This is a genomic window from Microbulbifer sp. VAAF005 (genome assembly GCF_030012985.1).
Lineage (GTDB): Bacteria > Pseudomonadota > Gammaproteobacteria > Pseudomonadales > Cellvibrionaceae > Microbulbifer.
In genome coordinates this window covers 2,992,409-3,018,228 of the sequence record NZ_CP120233.1, presented here as the reverse complement: position 1 = coordinate 3,018,228, position 25,820 = coordinate 2,992,409, and the positions used below count along the sequence as shown (strand labels likewise).

The 25,820-nt window shown below is 45.4% G+C and carries 24 protein-coding genes; 18 read left to right on the top strand and 6 right to left on the bottom strand.

Annotated features, from left to right (window positions below; all coding sequences use genetic code 11):
- Positions 1 to 13: 13 nt before the first annotated feature.
- The gene (locus P0078_RS13375) at positions 14 to 151 is read right to left on the bottom strand and encodes a hypothetical protein (RefSeq protein ID WP_282930454.1); all 138 of its coding nucleotides are present in this window, start codon (positions 149 to 151) and stop codon (positions 14 to 16) included.
- Positions 152 to 711: 560 nt separating this feature from the next.
- Here P0078_RS13375 and P0078_RS13370 point away from each other — a divergent pair.
- From P0078_RS13370 to P0078_RS13340, 7 genes are all read left to right on the top strand, one after another.
- Positions 712 to 1,374 (top strand): PspA/IM30 family protein, encoded by a 663-nt coding sequence (locus P0078_RS13370; RefSeq protein WP_282930453.1) that lies wholly within the window; start codon positions 712 to 714, stop codon positions 1,372 to 1,374.
- A complete protein-coding gene (locus P0078_RS13365) occupies positions 1,374 to 2,027 on the top strand; it encodes a YqiJ family protein (RefSeq protein WP_282930452.1) in 654 nt (217 codons plus the stop codon). Before P0078_RS13370 ends, P0078_RS13365 begins: the two co-directional genes overlap by 1 nt.
- The gene (locus P0078_RS13360) at positions 2,028 to 3,737 is read left to right on the top strand and encodes a flotillin family protein (RefSeq protein WP_282930451.1); all 1,710 of its coding nucleotides are present in this window, start codon (positions 2,028 to 2,030) and stop codon (positions 3,735 to 3,737) included.
- Between the two features lie 121 nt (positions 3,738 to 3,858).
- The gene (locus P0078_RS13355) at positions 3,859 to 4,422 is read left to right on the top strand and encodes a TFIIB-type zinc ribbon-containing protein (RefSeq protein ID WP_282930450.1); all 564 of its coding nucleotides are present in this window, start codon (positions 3,859 to 3,861) and stop codon (positions 4,420 to 4,422) included.
- A 310-nt stretch (positions 4,423 to 4,732) separates the two neighbouring features.
- Positions 4,733 to 5,101 (top strand): hypothetical protein, encoded by a 369-nt coding sequence (locus tag P0078_RS13350; protein WP_282930449.1) that lies wholly within the window; start codon positions 4,733 to 4,735, stop codon positions 5,099 to 5,101.
- A 242-nt stretch (positions 5,102 to 5,343) separates the two neighbouring features.
- Positions 5,344 to 6,315: a DnaJ C-terminal domain-containing protein gene (locus tag P0078_RS13345; protein ID WP_282930448.1), complete on the top strand. Its 972-nt coding sequence runs from the start codon at positions 5,344 to 5,346 to the stop codon at positions 6,313 to 6,315.
- Positions 6,316 to 6,320: 5 nt separating this feature from the next.
- Complete coding sequence (locus tag P0078_RS13340) at positions 6,321 to 6,641, top strand: chaperone modulator CbpM (RefSeq protein ID WP_282934610.1); 321 nt, start codon at positions 6,321 to 6,323, stop codon at positions 6,639 to 6,641.
- A gap of 6 nt (positions 6,642 to 6,647) precedes the next feature.
- Here the strand turns inward: P0078_RS13340 and P0078_RS13335 are convergent, their stop codons facing one another.
- Together P0078_RS13335 and P0078_RS13330 are read right to left on the bottom strand one after the other, a co-directional pair.
- A complete protein-coding gene (locus tag P0078_RS13335; protein ID WP_282930447.1) occupies positions 6,648 to 7,634 on the bottom strand; it encodes a glycerophosphodiester phosphodiesterase family protein in 987 nt (328 codons plus the stop codon).
- Between the two features lie 139 nt (positions 7,635 to 7,773).
- Positions 7,774 to 8,754 (bottom strand): calcium/sodium antiporter, encoded by a 981-nt coding sequence (locus P0078_RS13330; protein ID WP_282930446.1) that lies wholly within the window; start codon positions 8,752 to 8,754, stop codon positions 7,774 to 7,776.
- A gap of 350 nt (positions 8,755 to 9,104) precedes the next feature.
- On the opposite strand from P0078_RS13330, the gene P0078_RS13325 reads away from it, so the two are divergent.
- The 11 genes from P0078_RS13325 (at position 9,105) to P0078_RS13275 (ending at position 21,700) form a co-directional block, all read left to right on the top strand.
- A complete protein-coding gene (locus P0078_RS13325; protein WP_282930445.1) occupies positions 9,105 to 9,356 on the top strand; it encodes a hypothetical protein in 252 nt (83 codons plus the stop codon).
- A 274-nt stretch (positions 9,357 to 9,630) separates the two neighbouring features.
- Positions 9,631 to 10,710, top strand: a complete 1,080-nt coding sequence (gene hppD / locus P0078_RS13320; RefSeq protein ID WP_282930444.1) for a 4-hydroxyphenylpyruvate dioxygenase — start codon at positions 9,631 to 9,633, stop codon at positions 10,708 to 10,710.
- Positions 10,711 to 10,724: 14 nt separating this feature from the next.
- Complete coding sequence (locus tag P0078_RS13315) at positions 10,725 to 11,285, top strand: VOC family protein (RefSeq protein ID WP_252084079.1); 561 nt, start codon at positions 10,725 to 10,727, stop codon at positions 11,283 to 11,285.
- A complete protein-coding gene (locus P0078_RS13310; protein WP_282930443.1) occupies positions 11,282 to 12,289 on the top strand; it encodes a fumarylacetoacetate hydrolase family protein in 1,008 nt (335 codons plus the stop codon). The genes P0078_RS13315 and P0078_RS13310 overlap by 4 nt, the downstream gene beginning before the upstream one ends.
- A gap of 1,115 nt (positions 12,290 to 13,404) precedes the next feature.
- Positions 13,405 to 14,229: a hypothetical protein gene (locus tag P0078_RS13305; protein WP_282930442.1), complete on the top strand. Its 825-nt coding sequence runs from the start codon at positions 13,405 to 13,407 to the stop codon at positions 14,227 to 14,229.
- A gap of 979 nt (positions 14,230 to 15,208) precedes the next feature.
- Positions 15,209 to 15,946 (top strand): YopT-type cysteine protease domain-containing protein, encoded by a 738-nt coding sequence (locus P0078_RS13300; protein ID WP_282930441.1) that lies wholly within the window; start codon positions 15,209 to 15,211, stop codon positions 15,944 to 15,946.
- A gap of 199 nt (positions 15,947 to 16,145) precedes the next feature.
- Entirely contained in the window at positions 16,146 to 17,930 is a 1,785-nt protein-coding gene (locus P0078_RS13295; RefSeq protein ID WP_282930440.1) for a DUF885 domain-containing protein, read from the top strand.
- 252 nt (positions 17,931 to 18,182) lie between these two features.
- On the top strand, positions 18,183 to 18,632 hold the full coding sequence (locus P0078_RS13290; RefSeq protein ID WP_282930439.1) for a hypothetical protein: 450 nt from the start codon (positions 18,183 to 18,185) through the stop codon (positions 18,630 to 18,632).
- Positions 18,554 to 19,225, top strand: a complete 672-nt coding sequence (locus tag P0078_RS13285; protein WP_353057074.1) for a DUF5700 domain-containing putative Zn-dependent protease — start codon at positions 18,554 to 18,556, stop codon at positions 19,223 to 19,225. Before P0078_RS13290 ends, P0078_RS13285 begins: the two co-directional genes overlap by 79 nt.
- A 268-nt stretch (positions 19,226 to 19,493) precedes the next feature.
- Positions 19,494 to 20,477, top strand: coding sequence for a glycosyltransferase family A protein (locus P0078_RS13280; RefSeq protein WP_282930438.1), 984 nt, complete (start codon positions 19,494 to 19,496; stop codon positions 20,475 to 20,477).
- Entirely contained in the window at positions 20,474 to 21,700 is a 1,227-nt protein-coding gene (locus P0078_RS13275; protein ID WP_282930437.1) for a glycosyltransferase family 2 protein, read from the top strand. Before P0078_RS13280 ends, P0078_RS13275 begins: the two co-directional genes overlap by 4 nt.
- Before the next feature lie 84 nt (positions 21,701 to 21,784).
- On the opposite strand, the gene P0078_RS13270 is transcribed toward P0078_RS13275, so the two are convergent.
- The 3 genes from P0078_RS13270 to rtcR all read right to left on the bottom strand — a co-directional run bounded on the left by P0078_RS13270 (position 21,785) and on the right by rtcR (position 25,805).
- On the bottom strand, positions 21,785 to 22,564 hold the full coding sequence (locus P0078_RS13270; RefSeq protein ID WP_353057005.1) for a TSUP family transporter: 780 nt from the start codon (positions 22,562 to 22,564) through the stop codon (positions 21,785 to 21,787).
- A gap of 91 nt (positions 22,565 to 22,655) precedes the next feature.
- Positions 22,656 to 24,146, bottom strand: coding sequence for a C13 family peptidase (locus tag P0078_RS13265; RefSeq protein ID WP_282930435.1), 1,491 nt, complete (start codon positions 24,144 to 24,146; stop codon positions 22,656 to 22,658).
- A gap of 60 nt (positions 24,147 to 24,206) precedes the next feature.
- Positions 24,207 to 25,805: an RNA repair transcriptional activator RtcR gene (rtcR, locus tag P0078_RS13260; RefSeq protein ID WP_282930434.1), complete on the bottom strand. Its 1,599-nt coding sequence runs from the start codon at positions 25,803 to 25,805 to the stop codon at positions 24,207 to 24,209.
- Between the last annotated feature and the right edge of the window lie 15 nt (positions 25,806 to 25,820).

Genomic DNA, 25,820 nt, shown 5'->3' with positions numbered 1-25,820 from the left:
TGATTTTATGTTACTATTTACCTGCTGTTATAGCGTGTAATTGATTTTTGAATTGTATGCCAACCACAATGTTCAGTTTTACAGCGCTAATAGCTGCTACTTTAGCAAAGCATAAAAGCAAGCGACCCACGTTTAAAAACTTGTCATCCACTCATTTTACCTTCTATTGATTGACCTACTCTATTGGTATGTGTACATTTATATGCATGTGAGGCAAAGGAACGTCATGCTCAATGAACTCCAGTAAATTTCGGCGTGTTTATCGGCGGATGACTATGCCTACCTTGGTGTCGATCGATTGCAGTAGCGCTGTCACACAAAGTAAAAAATGCGTAAATTGGTTGCTGTAGAGAGAGGTTCGGCAGAGCAAAAAAATCTGCCCGGTCATAACTTTCCTGTGTAGAAGCGTTCCTTCCATTAATGACTTGTTGTTTGGGAAAAAGTCATCGCAGTTTACTAATTTGAATGATATTGGAATTGCTCGTAGAGAATACGGCATTGATATAATTTACTATTGATTCCAATCCTATTGAGCTACTTATAAAAACTCTGCTGCAGACTCGTAATACTTTGCGGAAAAATTGTCTTGCCGTCATAGCAGGAAAGCATAAACAGTATCTTTAGTGAGAGATTGGATACTGTTTCGAGATCATTTGAAGTTTGTAGCTAATAATAAGGTGGATTTTTCTATTTGGGAGCAGGAGATAAGTTATGAGTGAAGGGTTTATAAAGCGCATATCACGTTTAATCTCTGTGTCCGCCAATGCCGTCGTGGACTCGGTTGAAGCCACTGCACCAGAGTCAGTGATGGAGCAGGCAATTCGGGAGGTGGATGATGCAATTGCAGATGTGCGAGATCAGCTAGGGAAGGTGGAGGCATCCAAGTATCTAAACAGTAGAGCGTTAAGCGATGAAAATGCTCGTCATAAGCATTTAGCTGAACAAATTGATATTGCTATAAATGAAGGTCGTGATGATTTGGCTGAAGTCGCCATTGCCAAACAAATGGATATTGAGGCGCAACTTCCAATTTTAGAAAAAGCGATCAATGAAAATGAGATAGAAATAAAGGAACTAGGTTCCTATATTCTTGCCCTGCAAGGTAAGAAACGTGAAATGCGTGAGCAATTACAAGAATTTATTGCAGCCAATAAAAAGGTAAGCAATAGAGTTACTGCCGATGAATATGGCAGGGATAGAAAGCCAAAAGCCCAGGTAGAACAAGCTACCGATGCATTTAATCGAGCAGTAGGTAATATAGCTATATCGACATTTGACTCTGGGATAGATGCCAGCAAATTAGCAGAGCTTGAGGAGTTCGCGCGAAATAATCGTGTGAAAGAACGTTTAGCCAAGATTAAATCGGGGGGCTGATGATATTTTTATTGCAAGACCAAAACCTGATCTTTACTGGTGCGCTGATTTTAATGTTTATGATAGCGCTTCTTGAAGGCGTCATGACATTGATTGGTGTTGGTATTTCAGATTTACTGGATAATTTATTACCAGATTTTGATGTTGACGTGCCAGATACAGGGTTGTCTGGCGGGATGACTAAGATGCTTGGGTGGTTGCGTTTCGGTGAAGTTCCTGCACTTATACTGTTAGTAACTTTTCTGGTTAGCTTTGGAGTCACCGGCCTAGTAGCCCAAATGCTCATAGAGTCTCTTGTTGGATATTTATTGCCAGGCGGTTTACTTGCTGTGGCAGTCTTTTTTCTTGCGCTACCTCAGGTACGTTTTGTTGGCAACATTATGCGGCGCTTTGCTGTGGGTGATGAATCCGAGGCAGTTGAGAGAAATTCCTTTATTGGCCGTGTAGCTATTATTACGATCGGTAAAGCAGAAATCGGTTCACCAGCAGAAGCACGTTTTAGTGATGAATACGGAACTACACATTATGTGATGGTGGAACCGGATGAAAGTGAAACATTTAATCAGGGGGATAAGGTGTTACTGGTTGAAGAGCTGGGAGCACATTTTCGAGTAACACGCCCCAGCAGTATACATCTTATGGAGAATAACTAAATGGAGAATCTAGAAGTGATAGGAAACCTACCGGTTATGGTATTTATTGCCGGGGCTGTACTAGTGGCCTTAATTGTTATTGGAACTATTTTTGCGCGCCTGTATACAAGAGCCTCAAAAGAACGCTCATTTGTGCGTACTGGTATGGGTGGTCAAAAAGTCATAATGAATGGAGGTGCATTGGTACTACCGGTTCTACATGAAATTATTCCTGTGAACATGAATACTTTGCGCCTGGCGGTTTCCCGTAAAGAGCATCAAGCGCTGATCACCAAGGATCGTATGCGTGTTGATGTACTTGCTGAATTTTATCTGCGGGTAAAACCGGATGTAGATGCGATAGCCAATGCTGCACAGACTTTGGGGCTGCGTACTTTAGACCCCGAAGCATTAAAAGAAATGATCGAGGGTAAATTTGTTGATGCGTTACGCTCTGTAGCAGCTGAAATGGAAATGGCCGAATTGCATGAGCAGCGCAGTCAGTTTGTACAAAAAGTTCAGCAGGTAGTTTCCGAAGATCTATTAAAAAATGGATTGGAACTCGAGGCTGTATCTTTGACCGGTTTGGATCAAACCCATAAAGAATTCTTCAATCAGGATAATGTGTTTGATGCTGAGGGCCTCGCCAGCATGACCCGCTCTATTGAGACGCGTCGTAAAGAGGTCAATGATGTCGAGCAGGAAACTATGGTACAGATCGAGAAGAAAAACCTCGAAGCTGAACGCCAAAAGTTAGAAATTGATAAGGAAAAACGTTACGCACACTTGGAGCAACAGCGCGAGCTGGAAAATCGTGAAGCTGCTCAGAAGGCGGATATCGCCCGTGAACAAGCAGAGCAGGAGCGCGCCGCACGCAAGGCTGAAATTGAAGCCCAGCGCGAGGTGAGCCAATCTCAAATTGCTGCGGAACAGGCAACTAAGTTACTGGAAATCGAGAAAGAGCGACGCTTGAAAGAGCAAGAGATTGAAGGTGAGCGTATTCTCGATGAGCAGCGTATTTCCAAAGAGAAATCAGTGGAAATTGCCAAGCAGGAACGTGCAATTGCTGTTGCAGAAAAGTCCAAAGAGCAATCTCTTGCGGACCAACAGGCCAACGTAGCTCGAGCTGAAGCCGTAAAAGCCGAAGAGCAAGTTCGCACGGCTCAGGATGTTGAAGTTGCTGAGCGTGATAAGCGCATTGAAATTATCGAAGCTCAAAAAGTAGCGGAGCGTCAGGCCACGGGTATTAAGGTAATGGCCGATGCAGAGAAAGCAGCTGCAGAGGATAAGGCTGAAGCATTGCGCTTGCAGGCTGCAGCTGAAGCTGAGGCTATTCGTATTAAAGTCGAAGCTGATCGTGAAAAATATGCGGTGGACGCTGAGGGGCAGCGCCTGATGAATGAGGCTTTTAATAGCCTTAATGAGGCCCAGATTGCACTTAAGAAGGTCCTCAGTCTGCACGAAAATCTGCCCAATATTATCCGTGAAAGCGTTAAGCCGATGGAAAGTATTGAGGGAATGAAAATTATCTCTGTTGAAGGCTTAAATGGTGTTGATGGTAGAGCAAGCAGCGGCATTTTAGATGGCGAGGCTGAATCCAAAGGACAAAGCTTGCCTGAGGCTCTGGTGGGTAGTGCTCTAAAACACCGAGCTATGGCGCCGCTGGTAGACTCGCTCTTAAAAGAAGCTGGAGTTGGCGACCTCAATAAGACTACTGAGATTGATAGTTAAAACAACGTACATTTTTTAAATTATATAGTACAAAACTAACTATTGTTTTTAGAAATAAATGATTCTTATAACCCGGTTCTAAATAGATAGATCCGGGTTATTTTTTATTAAGGTACAAAATATGAAGCGCTGTACCAGCTGTAAAGATGGCGTTCTTAAACCAGGATCTATCGAAGAGTTATTTCGTGGATATACCTGTTCTTCCTGTGAGGGTAACTGGATTCTTATTGAAGATTACTTAAGCTGGAAAAGACAAAATCCTGAATACAAATTTTCAGAAGACATTAGTAATCTGAATGATGTAGTTGCCGAAGATACTAAACGAGCTATCCTGTGCCCAGTGTCTGGCTCCATAATGCAAAAGATAAAAATTATTGCTAGTAGTGAGCACCGTATTGATTACAGCACTGTTGTCGGTGGAGTTTGGTTAGATAAAGGCGAGTGGGATTTACTAAAAGCTGAAGGACTTGCTGGCTCACTTAACTTTTTAGTTACTCATGAATGGCAGAAAAAGATCAGGGAGAATAAGGCCCAAGAGACTTTTTCTGAAATGTATCGGAGTAAATTTGGCGATGACTTATATGATAAAGCTAAAGAAGTTCGCAAGTGGCTTAATTCAACCGAACAGAAAGCAGATGTTTTGGCCTATTTAAATGCGGAAGATCCTTACTCTGCTGAACGTTAACGCCTAATCAATATGTCCTGTTCCAGGGAGGCTGACTAACGTGGCTTCCCTAGAATATTAGCTCCATTGTACTCTCATGTAAAAACAGATTTATTTTCAATCGATCATATCCGAAAAAATTACAGATTTAATTTGATTACATTGTTTTTTTGAATTAATGGAATTTAATTGTCTTGATTTGATAACTGGTTAGCTTATTTTTATGGCGTATTTTTGGAGTCGTATAGGAAGCGCAACTGTTCAATGATAACCTCAAATTCGTTGTTTACTTAAAAAAATAATAGAGACATTTAAATTTAAGGTTAGGTATATGGATATCAAAAAATTATTACTGGCAAGTTTACTATTAGTGGGTGCATCTATTTCGTTGCCTGCGCTATCTGCTAATCTTGTGTGTCAACTCAATGTAAAGTCTGGAGGTCAAGTTTTTGGCAATGGCACCTCTAGCTGCACGGGGATAGACTTTAGTTTTGGAAATTCCACCTCTGGTAAATGGACTATTACGAATATAACCAAGTCTATTGATCGAATAAATTGGATAAAAGGTTGTAGTTCAGGCCTTTCATGCAATGTGACAGTAAGAGCCTATTCAACAAATCAAGGCCAAGCATATATTCACTATGTTGATGGCAGTATTGAGTATGTGAGTGCTGATATGTGGTATGAAACAGGTCATTAACCTGTGGTATTTGGCGCCGAATTTTATGTCGGCGTCAAATATAATATATGTATTGCGGTATGCTTGCTGGACTTAAAGTATAAATGCGCCATATCGAAGTTTAATAATTATCCTCAGTGTCTTCACCTTAATGCTGTTTGTTCCGCATCCTAATGACTCTTAAATTAGGTTGGCGGATTCACTCATCACTGACATATTCTTCTGCTAGTTAATTAAATTATGCATGGCAAAATGCACCATCTTTGGCTTTTATTAAAGCCATGGAATACAAGGACTATTACAAAATACTCAGCCTGGATCGGAGTGCGGATCAGGCACAGATTAAGCGTGCCTATCGAAAATTAGCACGTAAATATCATCCGGATGTCAGTAAAGAGGAGGGCGCCGAAGAACACTTTAAGGAAGTAAATGAGGCCTATGAAGTATTGAAGGACCCAGAGAAGCGAGCTGCTTACGATCAGCTCGGCAGTGGTTTTCAGTCTGGCCAGGATTTCCGACCGCCCCCCAATTGGGACCAGGGTTTTGAGTTTCACGGTGGTGGATATACCGAAGCTGATCCTGAAGCTTTTAGTGACTTCTTTGAAAGCTTGTTTGGCCGCGGCGGGTTTCGTCAGGCTTATGGGCAGGGGCAGCGCCGCTCTTATAGTGCCCAGGGTGAAAATACCTATGCCCGCATCACAGTAGACCTCGAAGATAGTTATCGTGGCGGTACACGCCAAGTAACCTTAAAGCACTCGGTATTGGGTGCAGATGGGCGACCGCAACTGCGTGAGCGCACTCTTAATATAAAAATTCCCAAGGGGATCACTGAAGGGCAACAGATTCGCTTAGCTGGACAGGGTGAGCCTGGCATTGGAGAAGGTAAGCCTGGTGATCTCTACCTGGAAATTGCTTTCAACCCCCATCCCCTTTTCCATACAGAAGGTAAAACGGTTTACCTGGATTTGCCTTTGGCTCCCTGGGAGATAACGCTTGGAGCCAAAGTTCAGGTACCCACTCCCGATGGTCCCATTAAAGTGACCATTCCAGCAAACAGCACCAATGGTAAAAAACTGCGCCTCAAGGGCCGCGGTATCCCGGCAAAGCAGCCGGGGGATATGTATATAGTGATGCAAACTGTTACGCCGCCAGCCACTACTGATATTGAACGCGAGGCATACCGTCAGTTTGGCGACGCATTCAACTTCAATCCGCGTCAGTCCATGGGAGGATAATTGTGATGCCTAAAAAGGTTGAGCAGCTTAGCGGTGTTCTCCTGGATGAAGAGAGTGAGTTAACTTTGAGTGAACTGTGTCGGGCTTGTGGTGTGCCGGCGGAGCGCATTATTGCCTTGGTTGAGGAGGGAATTATTGAGCCGCGTAGCAGGGAAGTGCAGTGGCGCTTTAGCGGAATTTGTGTGCGCCGGGTGCGCCGGGTTTACAGCCTGGAGCGAGATCTGGGGGTAAATCTTGCCGGCGCTGCATTAGCGATAGAGCTGCTGGAAGAAATAGAGCGTCTTCAGGCGCATCTGGCACGGCTGGAGAAAGTTCGAAAACGCTAAGGTTATTTATTGCCTTGCTTGTAGATATGGACCAATAAGCTCTATCTTCTCAATCCAAATAGCTCCGCTGTAACCTTCGGGCAGAAAACTGAGTTCTTCCGGTGTGTAAATACCGGGCAAGCCTCGCTTACCATTTTTATGGTCCACCGCCATCACCAAGCTATTGGCTTTGGCCACTCGTTCAGAGTAGCGATTGGGCCAACCCCATAAAGCCCACCGCCAGGTATTGGGTGCAACAACAATGCTGTTTCGGCAAGCCTCGGGGAAATAACCGCTCCAACCAAGTAGCACGTAGCGCAGAATGCATTGCTTGGCACTGGTTTTGCTGAAGGCCAGTACATTTGGCCGCAGCTGCCGTATCCTTTTAATTGGGCGATCGCCGCCGTAGATCATAAGCCGGGAATTAATAGGCAATTGGTGTAGCCGAAGATAGTTATCCAATCGGTCTGCTTCTGTCGGATCATTACTCTTAATATTGATCAGAAACTGCTTGCTGGGAAAGTGCAGTAAGACTTCTTTTAAAGTGGGAAGTAAGCCCACCCCTTGGCCACGAAAGGGAAATGTCTTGCCGCCATCAAAGGTATAGCCGTAACCAATATCCAGCTTCTTTAAGTCCTTTCTGGACTGTTCCCGGGTGACACCTGTTCCATCCGTGCGGCAGTCTATGGTCCAGTCGTGAAATACTGCGAAGTCGCCATCAATGGTGGGATGGACGTCGATTTCGACAATGTCCGCGCCATGGGAAAAGGCAGCTTCCATAGAGGGAATCGTGTTTTCCAGGTAGTGGTGTTGCGGGGTATGGATACGGGCGGCGGTGCACACGTCACGGGCTAAATTATCCCGGTTGTAAGTATGGTAGACACCGCGATGGGCAATCAGGATCGGTTTTCCTTGCTGGGCTGTCGCCAGCCAAGAGGCATTGGGAAGGTAAATTGCACCGAGTCCAAATAGGGCGGTTAGCGCGACGGTTTTGCCAATGGTGCTTCTCTTCATCAAGCTGCTCAGCACTTTTCCTTGGAAAGTATTTGCAGATATTAGTCAGTTTTTGGGAAGAGAAATGGGCGCAGAGGTGGTGAATTACGGTGAATTCAGGCGGTAACTATGGGGTGGTGCGGCACCACCCCAAATATTATCAGAGTGCAGCTTTGGTAATGGTTCCCACTAGGTAGCCGGTATATACGAGGTATGCCATAAGCAGCGCGGAGCCTTCCCAGCGATTGATCCGGCCCTGGCCTTTGAAGCCGTAGGCAAAAATAAACAGGGCGATTGTGAGGCCCAGAACCATCGGCCAGTCACGGGACAGCACCTCGTGTGGTACATGCTCCATGGGAGCGATGGTACCGGCAATACCGACTACTGCCAGTAGGTTAAACATATTGGAGCCGACAACGTTACCGATGGCGATATCGTGCTCACCTTTTCGTGCGGCCACTAAGGTTGCGGCCAGTTCCGGCAGTGAGGTTCCCAGGGCAACAATAGTCAGGCCTATTACCAGGTCACTAACCCCCAAAGATTCAGCAATGGTGACTGCTCCCCATACGAGAATTCGGGAGCTGACAATCAATAGCACCAGTCCCGCTATCAACCAAAATATGGCAGTTCCGAGCGGCATAGGGTTGTCTTCCAGCTCAGTTTCTACTTCTCCCTCAAGCTGGTCACCTTTATTGCGCATGGCAGAAAAGATACTCCAGCCGATCAAGGCGAAGAAACCGAATAACAGAACAATGCCCTCCCAGCGCTCCAAGCGGTCATTCCACAGGAAGGCACCACTGAGCAGGGTGATTGCCAGCAGCAGTGGCAGCTCTTTACGCACAATCTTTGAGTGGACTGAGAGGGGGATCAGTAGGGCACTGAAGCCGAGAATCAGACCGGTATTGGCAATATTGGAGCCATAGGCATTACCCAGGGCCAGGCCTGGGTTGCCGTTTAATGCGGCAATGGCTGAGACCACCATCTCAGGGGCAGAAGTGCCAAAGCCGACGATCACCATACCAATTAATAATGTGGGCATGCCGCAGTGTTTGGCCGTGGCGGCAGCTCCATCCACAAAGCGGTCGGCACTCCAGACCAGCACAATAAAGCCGGCAATGATGGCAGCAGCGGCGAGAAGCATAGGGGGTCCTCAATAAATACATTCCTGTCGGGGCTTTTTACCCGACAAACGGGGGCCGATTGTACCGGCTCTGGCAAATACAAAAAGGTATTCAGCTATCTGGATGGGCTGTCAGGGGCAAATTAACGTAAATGTCCCGTCAGTCAGATGGTTTCGCTGCCAGTGTGGGCTACAGTCAATGCATGGCCCGGTAAATCTGCAGGGTGACAATGGGATGGCGCGCCTAATCGCAAAATCCCTGAGCTGGTGGAGATGTCGGGTAAATCTACGCGGGTCGCACAAAGCTATGCGCGGCAGATTCCGCGATATCCATGTCACCGGCCGCTAAGCCGGGTATTTAGGAGGCCTTAATGAGACTCAAAGCTTCAATTGGGATACTGGCCGCAGCGATGGTATTGACCCTGTCTGCCTGCGAACAGCGCAAGAAAGATGAAGGTATGGAAGGCGGTAAGGGAATGGGTACCGCTGAAACCGGTTGCTGCCAGCATGCCGAAAATGCCTGTGCCGGAGATGTGAGCAAATCCCAGTGCGACCAGATGACCGGCAAGTTTCACAAGGATCATATGTGTCGTACCGATACCGGAAAATGCACGCGTAAATAAGGTCGGCTGTGCACGGGTGTGGCGCAGCCAATGTGTCGCACCCGGCTCCCGATTACTCTTCCGATCCTGTCCAAGGACCCGTTGCCAGCTGGTTATTCTTCCAGGCGCTAGCTTTGGAGGCTGGTGACTAAAAATACTCTTTTAGTACTCATTTGTTAGCTGATCCAGAGTTTCTTGACATTAGTTACATCTGCAACTAACTTCGTTTGCGCTTTAAATCCACAATCCGCAGCCCCGCTTTGAAGTGCTGCGATGATAAGAAATGGAGGACCGCATGGCCGACTTATTTGAAAACCCGATGGGACTTAACGGCTTCGAATTCGTAGAGTTTACTGCGCCGGAAAAAGGCATCCTTGAAACCGTTTTTTCCGCCATGGGCTTTGAGAAAATCGCCCGTCACCGCTCCAAGGCAGTGGAGTTGTGGCGCCAGGGTGATATCAACTTTATCACCAACTACGAGCCCGACAGCCACGCCTATTACTACGCCCAGGAGCACGGTCCCTCCGCTTGTGGCCTGGCCTTCCGCGTGAAAGATGCCAAGTTCGCCTACGAAGAGGCCTTGCGTAAAGGTGCACAGCCTGTTCATGTGAATACCGGCCCGATGGAACTGCACCTGCCGGCAATCAAAGGTATTGGCGGTGCAACCCTGTACATGATTGATCGCTACGAAGATGGTGAGTCCATCTACGATATCGACTTTATCTGGGAAGAAGGCGTAGAGCGTCGCCCTGAAGGTTGTGGTTTCCACACTCTGGATCACCTTACCCACAACGTGTATCGCGGCCGTATGGATTACTGGGCCAAGTATTACGAAGACCTATTCAATTTCCGCGAGATTCGTTACTTCGATATCAAAGGTGAATACACCGGCCTGCTGTCCAAGGCGATGACTGCACCGGATGGCAAGATCCGTATTCCGCTGAACGAAGAAGCAGCTGGTGGCGGCGGCCAGATCGAAGAGTTCCTGATGAAGTACAACGGCGAAGGTATCCAGCATATCGCCTTTGCTTGTGATGACTTAATTGCCTGTTGGGATCGCCTGAAAGAGCGCGGCATGGAGTTTATGACCCCGCCGCCGGACACCTACTACGAAATGCTGGAAGAGCGTCTGCCTGGGCACGGTGAACCTACTGAAGAATTCCAGAGCCGTGGCATCCTGCTGGATGGCACCACCGAGGGCGGCCAACCACGCCTGCTGCTACAGATTTTCTCCGCTAATATGCTCGGCCCGGTATTCTTTGAGTTTATCCAGCGCAAGGAAGATGAAGGGTTTGGTGAGGGTAACTTTAAGGCCCTGTTCGAGTCCATTGAGCGCGACCAGCTCAAGCGTGGCGTCATTAAAGAAAAGGAATAATAACGGAGGCTTCAATGGGCATTAAGCGCATTCACCACGTGGCGTATCGCTGTAGGGACGCCAAGGAGACAGTGGAATTCTACCGCGATCTTCTCGGCATGGACTTCCAGCTGGCCATTGCCGAAAACGAGGTACCCTCAACCGGTGAGCCGGACCCTTACATGCACGTCTTTATGGATGCGGGTATGGGGAATGTGCTTGCCTTCTTCGAAATCCCTAACTCCCCGGAGATGGGGCGCGATGAGAACACACCTAAATGGGTGCAGCATATCGCTTTCGAAGTGGAGTCCATGGAAGAAATGCTTGAGACTAAAGCGCGACTGGAGGCGGCCGGGGTCGACGTACTCGGCCCTACCAATCACACTATCTTCCAGTCGATCTACTTCTTCGACCCCAACGGCCATCGTATTGAGCTGGCCGCCAATACCGCCAAGCCTGGTATGCACAAAGAGCTGAAGCGGGTTGCTGAGGATATGTTGGAAGAGTGGTCGCGTACTAAAAAAGCCCCAAGGCACGCCGCCTGGATGCATGGGGAAGAAGAATTTGTGGAAAAAACTGAAGGGGAGGCACAGTGAAGTTAGCCAGCCTTAAATCCGGCCGCGATGGCCAATTGGTTGTTGTTAGCGACGATCTTACCCGTATGGTGCCAGCTGGCGATATTGCCCCCACCATGCAGAGTGCGTTGGACAATTGGGCATCTGTCAGCAGCAAGTTGGAGAAGCTACATGAGCGCCTGCAGAATGGTGAGATTCAAGGGGAAGCCTTTGACCAAACTCTGTGTGCTTCACCTTTACCGCGCGCATATCACTGGGCCGACGGTAGTGCTTACGTGAATCATGTTGAGCTGGTGCGCAAAGCCCGCGGTGCCGAGGTGCCGGAGAGCTTCTACAGTGATCCGCTCATGTATCAAGGTGGTTCCGATACCTTCCTGGCCCCGCGCGAGCCGGTAAAAATGCCGCAAAGCAATGGCTTTGGCATCGACTTCGAGGCAGAAATCGCCGTGATTACCGATGATGTCCCTATGGGGGTGTCCGCTGAGGATGCACTGTCCCATATCAAGTTGGTAATGTTGGTCAATGATGTATCCCTGCGCGGTTTGATACCTGCAGAACTGGCCAAAGGATTTGGTTTCTACCAGTCCAAACCCTCTAGTGCTTTCTCCCCTGTTTGCGTAACCCCTGAACAACTGGGTGAAAACTGGAGCGAGGGTAAATTGCATCTGCCACTGGTTTCCCATCTGAATGGTGAGAAGTTTGGCGAGCCCAATGCCGGTGTGGATATGACCTTCCACTTCGGGCAACTGGTCGCCCATGCGGCCAGAACTCGTCCACTTTGTGCAGGCACTATTATTGGCTCTGGAACCGTGTCCAATAAGTTGGATGGCGGCCCCGGTAAGCCTGTAGCAGAAGGCGGTGTTGGTTACAGCTGTATTGCTGAGATTCGCATGATTGAGACCATCCAAAAGGGTTCAGCGAGCACACCGTTTATGGACTTTGGCAATACCATCGCTATTGAGATGTTGGATGGTGAGGGCCAATCTATTTTTGGGCGTATTGAGCAGACGGTAGAGCAGATTTAACACTACCATTTGGTCACGGCTAAGATCTTGGAAAAGGACACCCGTTGGGTGTCCTTTTTTATTTAGACACCGAGCTGGTACATGGAGAGCGGCGGCATTTGGCAACGCGCCGTGGCCAGTCTTTTAGCATCTGGCCGGGCGGCGATCACGGTTTCCCATAGCTCAATAATCAAAGAGTGTGCCCAGGTACGTCTTTTATCCTAGTGCGCGCCGTTCTGGTTGGCCGCAATCATAAACAGCCATTCTCGATGGTGCGTGCCCCCAATAAATTTATCCATTATGCCTTTCCGGTGGCGTGAGTTAACGCCGAAGGCACCACAGAAACCTCCGCGCTGATTATTGCCAACGTCGGTAGAGTTCGGGAAAGCGCAGGTCAAAGCAGATACTTAGCCGGGGCTGCCCCTAAGGCAAGGTTATTACACAGGCTTCATCACCGGGTTCGATTGACGGATTCGCGATAGCTTCCCGTAGCGCACTGTGATCATCGTGTAGGCTAAAGTCAGCTTTTATGCTGACAGTTTTTAAGCAATTAGAGAACTGAATGGTTTTGTATATACCGTTAGCGTAAATAGTAATTATCCTATTTTTATTGCGCGACTAGAATCTCATTTTGTAGTCAAGGTGTAACAAGTCTTTCTACAAATTTTCTCCACTTACAAGATACTGATTAAAAAACAATACAATAATCAATTAAATTCGCCTAACAGCTCCTCGAGTTCCCTTCCAGGCTTAAAACTTATATGGCTTAAAAAAATGGTGCCAGAGTGGATTTAAAAAGTCCTGGGTTTGACTTTTTGCGCCAAAATTTTTCTGTTTCAATACCAGGCATGATCCAATCTAGGACTTCCAAAAAATTCTGTGATGTTTGTTTAAAAGGATTTTTGAATGCCTATTACTACTAAAAAAATCCAGGAAATAAAAATACCAGTTTGGATTGGTAAAACTATTCTTCTCAGGCTTTACGTCAGTGGAACATAGCTCGTTGTTTTTTTAGTTTTTATGGGTTTTCGTGAATGCTAAATTTTCTCGGTTTTGATGTGAGATAGGCTGATAGAGTTTAGCTAAAGCTTTAATAGTTTTTTTGAAAAACCTGATAGAAGTTATGGAGAGAAAGTATGCCGATATTAACAGGTAGAAGAGGCGAGCTAACCCGCTCAAAAGCTGACATTCTCAGTGCCGGAGGATTGGTTCCTAAATTAGGCTTGAATGCCCATAAGGGCGGCTTCAGTGGATTTCTTAAGTGTCAGAATAAGGTCAACGGCGTAATGGGCTGCAAATGTCCAAATATGAATGAAACGTGGCTCTATTACAGAGGCGTAGCCATGATGCGTAGCTTTGCCTTAGATCCAGGTTTACTTCAAGAGCATACAGCATCTAATTCCGCTGGCCTTCTTTCGTGGGCCGGGCCGGGTAATCAGAGTTATGCCGGCCAGCAAACTAAATATACTTCACCTGAAATGGCTGTATTTGGCTGGGAAGATGGTGAAGAAGGACTGAAAGAGGTTTATAGAAGGCTCAAACTGCCCAACGCACCTACCAAGAGAGCTCTCAATCTCCTTAGACAGCATAAAGTAAAATATGCGATGAGTCCCGACATGAAAGTGCTGGCAATGATTGTGAAGAATGGAGTGGAATTTAGCTATTTTACACCTATCAAATCAAAAGACATTGAATTTGGTGGCATAGATCAGGGAGGTCTTCAGCCGCCAGAAGATCCAGCACTTAAAATATTGAGGTTGAGAAGAATACCGAAAGATTCTGAGCAGTATAAAATAGCGCTTGAGGATATTGAGAGTAAGAAAGCACGTCAAGCTAAGAAATTTATACAGATTTCCCAAAATGCTCAACCTGTACATTTGGAATACCATCCTGTTAATTTCAGGCTTCCCCAACCATATAGAGGTCTTGGTGTAGGAAGAAAAGAAAAAATTGGGTTTTAATAAATTAAAATATAAGCCAGATCAATAATATCCCTTATCAATTATTATTTTGGACCAATAGTTATCTATGGCTGAATCTGCGGCTATAAAGTTGGTTCTTATATTTGTCGGGCGTAGGTTAGGTATTGTTTTAATTTGTAGTACTGGTGGAATAGTAGAACGCTACCAATGCTACCCTCTTAGCCCTCCCCCCATGGGCACTTGGCAGCCGGATTCTCGGCTGCCTTCTTTTGCTAGCCGTTACCTTTATTTATGGAGCCTCCGACCAATTTCGTAATATCTCAGCGGGTCTTGAAGGCTAAAAATGTCAGGTACAGCTCGCACTAATGGCCTCAGTTCTTTGCAAAAGCCGCAACGCAGTAGCCGTGGCCATCAAGCCCCATCTTGTCCGGTTTTCAGAGCGAATTACACTTAGTGATGTGATTTTCGGAAAGGCTTGGACATTGCACAAAGCCGCGCCTCGATTGCGAACTGCTCTGAGGACATAGGAACCATGGAATTATTCAGAGGCTCCCTAAGCCCATCTGACTATACATTCACCTTGAAGACAACCATATCGAGTTGGTGGTTACTTACCTGAAACTGCAGGCATAGCCTGTCATCTATAGATAAATACGGCGTAAAGCAGAAAGGAACTCAGTCATAATTCGATTTTTTTTAATTAAAAATAGTGTCAGAGTCGATTTATAGAATATGTGCAAGTTGACTAGTTTGTGAGTTTTAGTCTGATACAGGGGAAAATTTTTGATGAATAGCAATGATGTTCCTAGCTATTAAAAATAGTGCCAGAGTCAAATTTATATCCGTGCCAGAGCCGATTTTAAGTTGGCGTTTATAGCGAAAATAAAAAAGTTCCAGAGTCGATTTTAAAAAAAAATAGACACCTACCTACCCTAATTTTTTTTTGTTTCAATCTTACGCAGACACAGTAATGCACTAGACAGAGTGCTTATATTTTTGCAAATACAGAGGTGTGGGTATGCCAATTTGGTTTGATAAAACAGTACTTTCAATTACTGGAACAAGAGTTGCTCCTGTTCAGAGATCGGTGCAACAGTATGGTGGCACGCTCCTGTACAATTTCAGTCAGTGTTTAAATCCGGTGAAGGGACTGATCACTATACATAAAGATACCTCTGCCGGAATTTGTGAATCTCTTTCTGTACACTGGATAAAGCATCACGCAAAGGAAGGCAGCCTTTGGAATTGGCTTTTCCCCAATGGCACACTGAGTGAACAGCATCTTTTTCACGTAATGACTTTGCACCAGATTGGTGGAAATGCCGTTAATCAGGATAGGGTCTCTGAGTCATGGCTCCGATCCAATAATATTCTAAGAGTACACACAAATGACAGCGTCGTGAATCGTGGAGCAAATGCCCCGGATCGAATCCAGGCTTTTCATGGCGACTTTTATGGGAGAGGAAAAACGACACGGCAGAATCCGGCCAATCTGGTTAATGAAATTCTGAGAAAGCCGCCTAAAGGTGTGGGTACCTATAAGAAGATCGGCATTGAAGGAAAAATGGGAGGTCATGCTATGGCGGCCTGGGTTGCAGAGGATGTAGCGTTTTTCGATCCAAATTTTGGTGAATTTTGGTTCCCAACCACGGACGAATTCCGCAACTGGTTTATCAACTCATTTTGGAGTAAATCGATGTACTCCCTCGGACTGAGTGAAAAATACGATGTGTTCTGTTATTCCCATGCTGCTTAACTGTCAATAGGCTGACCACTTGGCGGAGGGAGGGATACTTCCCCGCCTTTGCCGTAGTGGCATGTTTATCCCACCGAGCCCCTTTAGCTCCCTTCATGTATAGTGCTGAAACAAGCTTGCTTCCCTATGGTCATTAGGTGAATTAATTGAGCAAGCTCTGTTGTTCTCTAAAGCTACTAACAACACTATGGAGCCCAGGGTGAAATCCAAGAGATCCTTTACTGATTATCTGAAGTCACTGGCGGGAGCGATGATTACCGCCAGTTTAATGGTGCCCTCAGCCTGGGCTGCAACTGCTACCGAAGAGCTTCAGAGTGTTATTGCCGATCACTGGCAGTTCACCCTTAGAGAGAACCCGATTACTGCGGGCCGGGTTGGGGTTTCCGCTTATAACCACAAGCTGCCAGGCGTTACTGCCGAGGACCGCCAGCGTCGTATTGAGGCAGAGCAGGCTTTTATAGGGCGTCTGGAAGCGATTGACCAAAGTAAGCTGAGTGCCTCAGATCGAGTGAACAGTGAACTGCTCTCTTGGGTCTTGGCCAGCTCCGTTGAAGAAAAAGAGCTGTTCCTTGATCGAATTCCCCTGAACACCTTCTCGAGCTTCTACGCTAGTGCACTGGAGGCAAATAGTGGTTTGGGGATGAGGGATGTCGCTGACTACGAAGCCTATATCGCCCGTATTGGTGAGTTTGGTCGCTATTTCGATGAGAATATTGCCAACATGCGCGAGGGAATTCGCACAGGCTTTGTGCTGCCCAAAATCGTTGTTGAAGGTATAGCACCAACTGTACGCGCCCAGGTATACAAAGATCCCAGCAAGAGCAGTTTGTACAAACCTTTTGCTGAAATGCCGCAAACCATAGCTCCCGATGAACAAAAGCGCTTGCGTGCGCAGGGCCTTACCGCGATTGAGCAAGTGGCGATCCCCGCATTTGGACGGGTGGCGGATTTCCTTGAGCGTGACTACCTGAAGGCTGCCAGTAAGACCCTGGGTGCTGAGCAGATGCCCGGTGGCAGTGACTACTATCGTCACAACATCCGCTACTACGTGACTCTGGATCTGGACCCCGCAGAGATCCATCGCACAGGACTTGCTGAGGTGAAGAGAATCCGCGCGGAAATGAAAGCTCTGATTAAGGAGTCAGGCTTTAAAGGAAGTTTTTCTGAGTTTACTCAATTCCTGCGTACAGATCCGCAGTTCTATGCCAAAACACCGGAACAGCTGCTCAAGGAAACGGCCTATATTGCCAAACGTATTGACTACGTACTGCCGGAGTTCTTTAACCTGTTACCACGTACGCCCTATGGCGTGGTACCGGTGCCTAGTGAAATAGCACCCAACTACACCACAGCTTCTTATAACCCAGCCGCCGTTGGCGGCACCCGTGGCGGTGCCTATTGGCTGAATACTCATGGGTTGGACCAGCGACCCCTGTATGAGCTACCAGCTCTCAGCCTGCATGAAGCTGTACCTGGCCACCACTTACAGAATGCTCTCTCGCAAGAGCTTGAGAATGTACCGGACTTTCGTCGCAACCTTTACCTTAGCGCTTATGGAGAGGGCTGGGCACTTTATTCAGAGCGACTGGGTAAAGAGATGGGGCTGTACACCACTCCTTACGAGCACTTTGGGCGACTCAGCTATGAAATGTGGCGTGCCGCTCGCTTGGTGATCGATACCGGTATTCACTCTCACGGCTGGACACGGCAGCAGGCACTGAACTTCTTATCTAATAACACCTCGCTGTCCCCAGCAAATGTACGCGCAGAAGTAGATCGCTACATATCCTGGCCGGGGCAGGCGCTATCTTACAAGATGGGGGAAATCAAAATTCGCCAGCTGCGAGCTCTTGCGGAAAAGGAGCTTGGCGATAAGTTTGATTTGCGATCGTTTCACGATGCACTGTTAAGTAATGGTGCTTTGCCTCTTTCGATGCTGGAAGAGCAGATGCAGCGCTTTATTGAAGAACAGAAGTCTGCCTAAGCCTACCCTGAATCCCATTCACAACCTGTGGGTGGGATTTAATCTTTTTAAGATTTCCTCTGTCGTAAGCAAAACTTTCTTAGAGACAGCTGAAAACACAAGTCGCTTTGTTGGCATAAAGTGCATTGTTTTTGTCTCATATTCGGAGTGGAGGTTGTGTAGGCAATAAAGGTCTAATAATCACACAATAAGCATTCTTTTTAGATTAAATACCTGGTTATTCTTTTCTTTTACATTTTTACGAGAGGTAAAATGAATATCTTTAAGTGCGTGATTTTTTTAGGCTTGTCGCTGATAAGTCTTACGGCTTTTTCCTCAGGGAAAGTAACGGATAATATAACAATTGATTTTGAGAGTGCTGATAGATTAGTTGATATTTTATCTGGAGACAAAGTATCTGATGATCAATTAGATAAGCTGGTGAGTTTGCAGGGTATACAAGCAACGATCCATCAAACCTCAAGATTTGACAGTAAAGCCAATACTGAGTCATTTCGGTCTAGTTTGATCGACGTTGTTGAAGGTAATCCAGTTAAAAATGATCCCTTTAGATTTCAACAGTTAAATGAACGATTGTCCGAAGTTGAAGATATACTCAAGATAATAAAGAGCAATCCTCAGCAATACTTAAACAGTGTAAAGAGGGGGTTGGTGATTATTCTCCTAAAGATATTTCCTTTGATACCAATATTTTTATGGTAGTCGGGGGAACTTCTGACGGTTGGGCCAAAGATGATAACTTTTATATTGCGCTGCAGTATTTTAAAGGAGATTATGAAGGTTTACTGACACTTTCAACACATGAGTTATATCATGTTGTTCAGTCCAATTTTTATGGAAAGGGAGAAAATCCAGACTCTAATTGTGAGAAAATCTTAAATCAAACCCGTCTGGAGGGTATAGCCTCTATTGTGGGTTCTCCATTAAATGTTACAGACGGAAAAGAGTACACAGAATGGTTTAAGAAAAAATTTAAAAGAAATTTGCAGCGAATAGATAGTAACTTTGTTTTATTTGAAATAATGCTTTTTCGTGCATGCATTGACTCAAGTTTAGACTTTGACAAAATCTATCATTTGGGTTTTTCTGCAGTATGGGATAGTCCGTTGTATTTTGTAGGTTTCTATATCGGTAATAGAATCGAAGAGTTAAAGGGTAGGGATTATCTGGTTTCACTTTTGCAGGAATCACCTTCAGCTATGTTTAAAGCTTATATCAAGCTATATAAAGATGAGAAAAATAAAGATTTAATAAAATTTGATAAACCGATTGAAGATATTATTCTTGCCATATAGCACCTAATCAAAACTCTAAGAGTTGGTTCTGGAAAATCTAGGCGCCTTGGGTAGGCGTCTAATTCTCTTGTTACATACCCTAGCCTTCCCGAAAGCATCTAGCTTAAGCAAATTATCGATTAATAAGTTTGAAAAAAGGTGTATAGCTGTCTACTTTAAGTGGTACAGCCTTTATCAGACTTGATTATATTCAAATTAATTTACTTATTGTGTTTACATTTAATTCTGCTGCTTTGGGATAATTGAGAGAATTATAAAGAGAATTTGTATGCCTAACAGTAAAGTTGGGGTGGTGATACCAACATACAATGAAGAAAATAATATTGTTAATACGTTGAACTCTATTGTTCATAATAATACGACTGATGTAAAAATTTACTTATCTGACGATAATTCCTCAGATACCACGGCTGGGTTGGCCGCTGATTTTCTTCAGAAAAATAGAATCTCATATAAAATTATTTTAAACGATGGTAACAATGGGGCAGGCTATTGTAGGAATAGCGCTCTCGATCAAATAGCTGAACCGCTGACTTTATTTTTTGATGCCGATGATCTAATCCTCCCAAATATGTTGGATAGAGCTGTTTCAATTGCTACAAAAGTTAACAGTGATGTTTTGTTGATGGCCTATAAGTGTAGATTTCCCGGAAGCACTATTAATCTCGGTATGGCAGGTGATGACAATTCCATTTTCTACAGGGCGCTTAGAGCCTTTGTTAACAGGACTTTCTCCACTTTTGATCTTGATAGCATTCTATGTTTAACACCCTTCCCTTGGAATAGATTGATTAAAACCAGTTATGCAAAAAGGGTTTCCCTTAGGTTTTCACAAACGCCTGTACATAATGATGTGTTAGCACATTGGAATTTGCTCACAAATGCTAAAGATATTGCATTATTTGAATCCCCTTTTTGTATTCATCATGTCGATTCCACAGGAGATAGGCTGTCAAATATTTCAGATGCACGGCGTATATCTGTATTACAGGTTTTTGATGAGATTGAAGATTTCTTTAATGAGAATATTAATCTTAGAGATAGATTTTACCACTTGTATGTCAAAAGCAAGTTAGCATTGTTTAACTGGTGCTGGCGTAATCTTGACGAAGAGTATAGGGGGAGCTTTCTATCTCAGTTTACAAGATCTTTTCTATCATTGAGTAATGCGGATTTGAGAATGCTCTTTGACAAAGATCCAGATACTGCTAATTCTGTATTAGATTACCGAACTTCAGTGGTATGCGCATGATTTCGATTGTCGTTATTTCAAAGTCTAGCGGTGTCTATCTCAATACCTGTCTGCAGAGTATTATTCGACAGCAATACAAGGATATAGAGATTCTTGTTCTTCATTTTTGCGAAAATGATGAGTGCAGTCGGATTAATAATTTTACAGGTTCAATGCCCAGAATTCGAAGTATTTATATTCCGAGTACTTCACAGATTGATGACCAGCTAATTTTTGAATTTGGAGTAAAAAATACTTTTGGAGAGTATGTTGGATTTATCGATGAGGGAGATTGTTGGTACCCTACATTGATCCCCAAATTACAGAGTATAGTCAATAGAGAGAATCCGGATATAGTATTTTTTAGCCATAATAAACCCCTACAAAAATTTTCAGAATCTATTGGCGATAAATCCAGGTTTGTTTTAAAAATAAATTCTATAAATGTCAGGAGGTTTTATCGCAGGGACTTTGTTTGTGGAAATAAAGTATCCGAATTTATTTTGGGTTCCTGCGTTAATGGTCACTCTCTACATTGGATAACAACCATCAAGGCTAAATCAATATTAATTTTGCCAGAAATTGGGTCGTATAGTTTAGTCAATGTGGATGAAAAGGAAAGTGATCTAATGGTTCGGCGATTGGTGAATCAATACCATTTTGTATTTGACTACTTAACAAAAAATGCTAGTGATGCGGATTATAAGAATGATCTTCTGGGATGTTGGTTGCTGTATTTGATAGAATTACGACCGCTTTATGGTGATAAAAATGTAATTTCTCTATTAACCAAGTCAAAATTAATCGAAAAATATACAGAAAGAGAATTTAATGAAGCTTTAGGCGCTCTGAAGTTAGATAGAGATAAGCAGAGTTTGGTGAGAGAGTGGTATTCCGACTGCAGTAAGATGGATAAATATTTAAATCTATTTTATAGGTTACTACCATCAAAGCTATCTATCTATATACGGAAAAATGGTTTTAGATACTCCATGAGCAGAGGTTTTCAAAATACTTATTATCGACTGCCTGACTGGGTAAAGCCACTGATAAAATTTACCAGGAAACGAGCCAAGAGAAGAGTTTCCAATGATGAATTGCTAGAAAGATTAGAATATCTAATAAAACAGAGTCGGTTTGAGCAGTATATGTCGATAATCAATGAGGATTTTGAGAGCAAGCTATCGAATCAAATCACCGAGATCAAGAAGGAGTTGATGGAGCTTAAAAAAGAAGTTCATTAAAGATCTTTTTAGATGCTCCATAAAACAATCCAAAGTCTTAATGTTTAATCTGATTTTTCTGAATTCCAGCCACCTCCATACCCTTCAGAAAATATAATCTATCCATCCCATAGAGTGGATATATTTTATTAACATTCCACCACACATAAGAACTACCAATCCCCGTAAATAACCAGGATTAATTTTAAATAGAAAATGAGATCCCAGCCAGGCACCTATAACTTGTCCAATCATCATTAAGATTCCCGCAACCCATAAAATTTGACCGGCAAATAAGAATACGATTAAAGATGCGATATTAGTGGAAAAATTGAGAGGTTTTGCATTGGCTGTGGAGGTTAGTAAATCCTGTCCCCTACAGGCAACGCCTGATAAGGCAAAAAATGATCCAGTTCCGGGGCCAAACATACCATCATAGTAACCAATAAATGGGATTACGCCATATTGGTATTTCTTTCTTGAGACCTTGGGTTTAGTACTACTGTGAGTAAGGGACGGAGAAACTATAAAATAAATAGCGATAAATAAAAGAACAGCAGGGATAATAAATGACAAAACATCAGTATTGATGAACTGTACTGCTATTGTGCCCATGGCTGCACCAATAAAGGCAAATAGCATTAGATTTTTGATTCCATTCCAACTGATCTTGTTGTTTTTAAGCATCATGTAGGTAGCAGTTGCAGTACCAATACTGCCTTGTAATTTATTGGTACCCAAGGCAGCTAGTGGCGGGACGCCACTAAGAATAAGGGCCGGTACAGTTATCAGGCCGCCCCCACCTGCTAGTGTATCAAGTAGGCCCGCAATAACGGCAACGAAAAACAAAACAAACAATAATTCTACAGAGAGGCTAGCTAACACCAAGAAGGTATCTCCTTTCGCTTGGTATTATGGTGGATAGTGATTAGTACCAAAAATAATTTTTTAGTCGGTTTGTACTGGAATTCCAAAATTAATAAATCGATTTTTTTCCATGCCACCACATTAGGAAATTCTCTCCCACTGAATATTGGGGCAGGGAGTGGCGGCTTCTTTTAATCCCCTGTTCCTGTTCCATCTCGGTTACTTTTAACTTAGCGGCTTCAAACCATGCCTCAGGATTATTCACTCCCTGATTGAGGGCTTCACCGTAAAGCGCGGAACTAAACCAGGTGCGCTCGGAATCATCGCTACATCCAAAGGAGCTGCGATCCGCAGCGGCCGAAGTAAAGATGACCCGATTGGGGCTATGTAGGGCTTCTACCCATTGACCGGAAAAGCAGGCTGAAACAACGATCCACTGGTACTGGGCGTTAATATTGTTCAGCAATCGTTGCCCATCTTTCAGTGAGAAATCATTTAGGGGAATCTCCCCCTCGGCAATTTTGAAATCTCCATTTCGAGCACCATGGCTGACCAGGTGTATGAGAAGTAAATCTTCTTTGGGGTCCATTAACTGATCAATTGCATTAAGGCTTTCCTGGATACTGGTGCGGGTAGCCAGGGGGAAACCGTATCCGCCGCCGTTACTGAGGCGTAGCATACGTTGGTCAATGCTAAAGGCTTCATCGAGGCGCTCTGCCACCCAGTCCAGCTCCCTGGCAAATACTGGAGAGGTACCGTCACCACCTATCAGTAGGGTGTAAATATCGCGTACGCCGGGCCGTTGTGAGGGGAGGGCGGCTATGGCACTTTGTAAGCGCTCACTCTCGCTGTAGAGCCTGGCTTCTACTTGGGCACCGGGAATATCTGTCTGTGCGCGCCAGGCGTCTTCGCTGGGATAATAGGTACCACCGGAGAAATAGGCAGACTCCTCGACAGTGTTTCCTTCAGCATCCGTACTTATTCGTACGCCTTCTCCTTCTGCTTCTCCATAGCGGAAAGTAGCACGGATAATCGTACCGTCGGGCTGTGTGAGTTCACCTTCGCCGGAATAGGAGCCGTATTCGAAATTGCCGGTATAACGATGACCATCGCTATCCGAATAGCTACCTTGTATTAAAAAACCGTTTTCAAAGCTGCCCTGATAAAAGCTGCCATCTTCTGCAGTGAGTTTGCCTTCGCCGTGGGGATCAAAGTTTAAAAACTCACCATGATAACGCCCACCTTCATCCCAATTTAAAGTACCGCTTTGCAGCTCCCCTTCATGGAATTCTCCCGCCCATTCATTTTCATCGCAGGTATAGCGGCCTTTGCCGTGGGGTTCTCCATTGAGGAATTCCCCTTTATAGCTACAGCCATCACTTCCAGTTAACTCACCTTCACCTGTCATGCGACCTTCTTGAAAGTCGCCACGATAATGGCTTCCGTTGGGCCATTCGAGCTGACCCCATCCATGAAACAGACCGTTAAGCATCTCGCCTCTGTAAACAGAGCCATCTGGCAAGGCGGTACCACCCGCGAACTGGGTTGGCTCACAGGCGCTGAGTAAGAAAATAAACGGCGTTAAATAGGTGTATTTCATTCCATGATCCAGCATCCGGCTTTTGGAATCAGACTAACAAAAAATGATGCTAAGTGGCCTCTATGTTTTATTCAGCTGGTCGAATTTAAGACCGTATTTATCTAAAAGTTGGCGTACCCGGTGTGAGTCGTTGTTGGATTTTTTTGAGGTGCGGCTCACTTGAAATAATTTGCGTCCGGCCTCGGCCATCGAGTTGGATTCTTCACAAACTTGAATTAGCCCAGCAAGTTTGATTTGCTCGTAGTAATCCATCTGTTCGATCTGATCAGGGCCCAACAGTGCTTCAATGTGGGCAAGAGGTAGCGATGAATCTGTTAGTGGATTTTGCCATTTAATTCGCAGCCTATGGATTTCCTCTTCCACCACTTGAGTCGTGATACGCCCACCGTCGGCGAGGGTACCCATACGCAAGATACTGGCGTTAAGATCGCGAAAGTTCGCAGACCAGCTGGCCTCGCGGGAGCGCCCAAAACTCAGGTACTTTTCCCGTGCTGCTCTATTAAAGCTGACAAGATGCCCGGATTTCCTGGAGAAAGCCTCCAGCTCAAAATCTATATTGGGTTCCAGGTCTTCAATACGCTCTCGTAGAGAGGGCAGTCGGTAGGTCCATAGATCGATACGGGCGAGCAGGTCCGCGCGAAATTTACCTTCTTGGCAGAGCTGTACCAGATCCCGGTTGGTACCGGCGATCAGCTGGAAGTGACTGCTTACTTCCTTATCAGAGCCGAAAGGCATAAAGCGTTTGTGCTCAATCGCACGCAATAACATGGCCTGCTCATCCAATCCCAACTCACCGATTTCATCGAGAAACAGCAGGCCCTTATCTGCTTCCATAAGCAAGCCTGGCCGGTGGGTGGTGGCACCGGTATAGGCGCCTTTACGATGGCCGAACAGGGCGGACATGGCATTTTCGCCGCGTAGGGTGGCGCAGTTAACCGCTACCAGGCCACCCTCTAGCTTGCCCCGCTGCTTGCGTAGTTCAAAGACACGCTGGGCCAGCTGGGATTTACCTGCCCCTGTGGGGCCGGTAATCAGTATGGGGGCGTCGGAGCGGATCGAGACCTGTTCCAGCTGCTCGATCATCTGGTTAAAGGCGAGATTGTTGGTCTCGATTCCACCCTTCAGATAGGTGGTGCCCTCCTGGTGTTCCCTCTGGAAGCGCGAGGCGATCTGGTCGTATTTGGACAGATCCAAATCGATGATTTGGTACTCGCCCGGCAAGCTACTGTTCTTTCGCGCTGGGGAAGTTTGCAGCAGACGCCCGGGGAAATACCCCGCCTCTGTTAACAGGTACAAGCAGATCTGAGCTACATGGGTACCGGTGGTGATATGCACCAGGTACTGCTCGTCATCCGGCTTGAAGCTATAGGCGCGGGCGAAATCCAGCAGATTGCTATATACGCTCTCGAAATCCCAAGGGTCATTGAAGTTCACCCGGTGGTGGACCACTTCGGTCTCTGGAGAGACCCGCGCAATATCTTCTGTGACCTGGTCAGCCAGGCTTCTCGAGTGGTTGTCGAAAAGGAGCTCCAGCCTATCGATCAATAGGTCATCGTGCTGGCACATGGAAATGTTTGGGCGCCATTTATCCCAGCGCTTGTCGCCTTTGCCGCGCCGGTCCTTGCTGGTACCGAGAATACTGATAGCGATTGTCTTCATTCTATCTAAAATATG

What these genes read in the sequence shown, in the direction of transcription:
- P0078_RS13330 (WP_282930446.1), bottom strand. Translation starts at nt 8,754, where the DNA reads ATGCTTCTCGCCGCTGCTGCCATCATTGCCGGCTTTATTGTGCTGGTC.
- P0078_RS13325 (WP_282930445.1), top strand. Translation starts at nt 9,105, where the DNA reads ATGAGACTCAAAGCTTCAATTGGGATACTGGCCGCAGCGATGGTATTG.
- P0078_RS13300 (WP_282930441.1), top strand. Translation starts at nt 15,209, where the DNA reads ATGCCAATTTGGTTTGATAAAACAGTACTTTCAATTACTGGAACAAGA.
- P0078_RS13365 (WP_282930452.1), top strand. Translation starts at nt 1,374, where the DNA reads ATGATATTTTTATTGCAAGACCAAAACCTGATCTTTACTGGTGCGCTG.
- P0078_RS13340 (WP_282934610.1), top strand. Translation starts at nt 6,321, where the DNA reads ATGCCTAAAAAGGTTGAGCAGCTTAGCGGTGTTCTCCTGGATGAAGAG.
- P0078_RS13275 (WP_282930437.1), top strand. Translation starts at nt 20,474, where the DNA reads ATGATTTCGATTGTCGTTATTTCAAAGTCTAGCGGTGTCTATCTCAAT.
- P0078_RS13355 (WP_282930450.1), top strand. Translation starts at nt 3,859, where the DNA reads ATGAAGCGCTGTACCAGCTGTAAAGATGGCGTTCTTAAACCAGGATCT.
- P0078_RS13360 (WP_282930451.1), top strand. Translation starts at nt 2,028, where the DNA reads ATGGAGAATCTAGAAGTGATAGGAAACCTACCGGTTATGGTATTTATT.
- P0078_RS13350 (WP_282930449.1), top strand. Translation starts at nt 4,733, where the DNA reads ATGGATATCAAAAAATTATTACTGGCAAGTTTACTATTAGTGGGTGCA.
- P0078_RS13280 (WP_282930438.1), top strand. Translation starts at nt 19,494, where the DNA reads ATGCCTAACAGTAAAGTTGGGGTGGTGATACCAACATACAATGAAGAA.
- P0078_RS13315 (WP_252084079.1), top strand. Translation starts at nt 10,725, where the DNA reads ATGGGCATTAAGCGCATTCACCACGTGGCGTATCGCTGTAGGGACGCC.
- rtcR (WP_282930434.1), bottom strand. Translation starts at nt 25,805, where the DNA reads ATGAAGACAATCGCTATCAGTATTCTCGGTACCAGCAAGGACCGGCGC.
- P0078_RS13305 (WP_282930442.1), top strand. Translation starts at nt 13,405, where the DNA reads ATGCCGATATTAACAGGTAGAAGAGGCGAGCTAACCCGCTCAAAAGCT.
- P0078_RS13370 (WP_282930453.1), top strand. Translation starts at nt 712, where the DNA reads ATGAGTGAAGGGTTTATAAAGCGCATATCACGTTTAATCTCTGTGTCC.
- P0078_RS13265 (WP_282930435.1), bottom strand. Translation starts at nt 24,146, where the DNA reads ATGAAATACACCTATTTAACGCCGTTTATTTTCTTACTCAGCGCCTGT.
- hppD (WP_282930444.1), top strand. Translation starts at nt 9,631, where the DNA reads ATGGCCGACTTATTTGAAAACCCGATGGGACTTAACGGCTTCGAATTC.
- P0078_RS13335 (WP_282930447.1), bottom strand. Translation starts at nt 7,634, where the DNA reads ATGAAGAGAAGCACCATTGGCAAAACCGTCGCGCTAACCGCCCTATTT.
- P0078_RS13290 (WP_282930439.1), top strand. Translation starts at nt 18,183, where the DNA reads ATGAATATCTTTAAGTGCGTGATTTTTTTAGGCTTGTCGCTGATAAGT.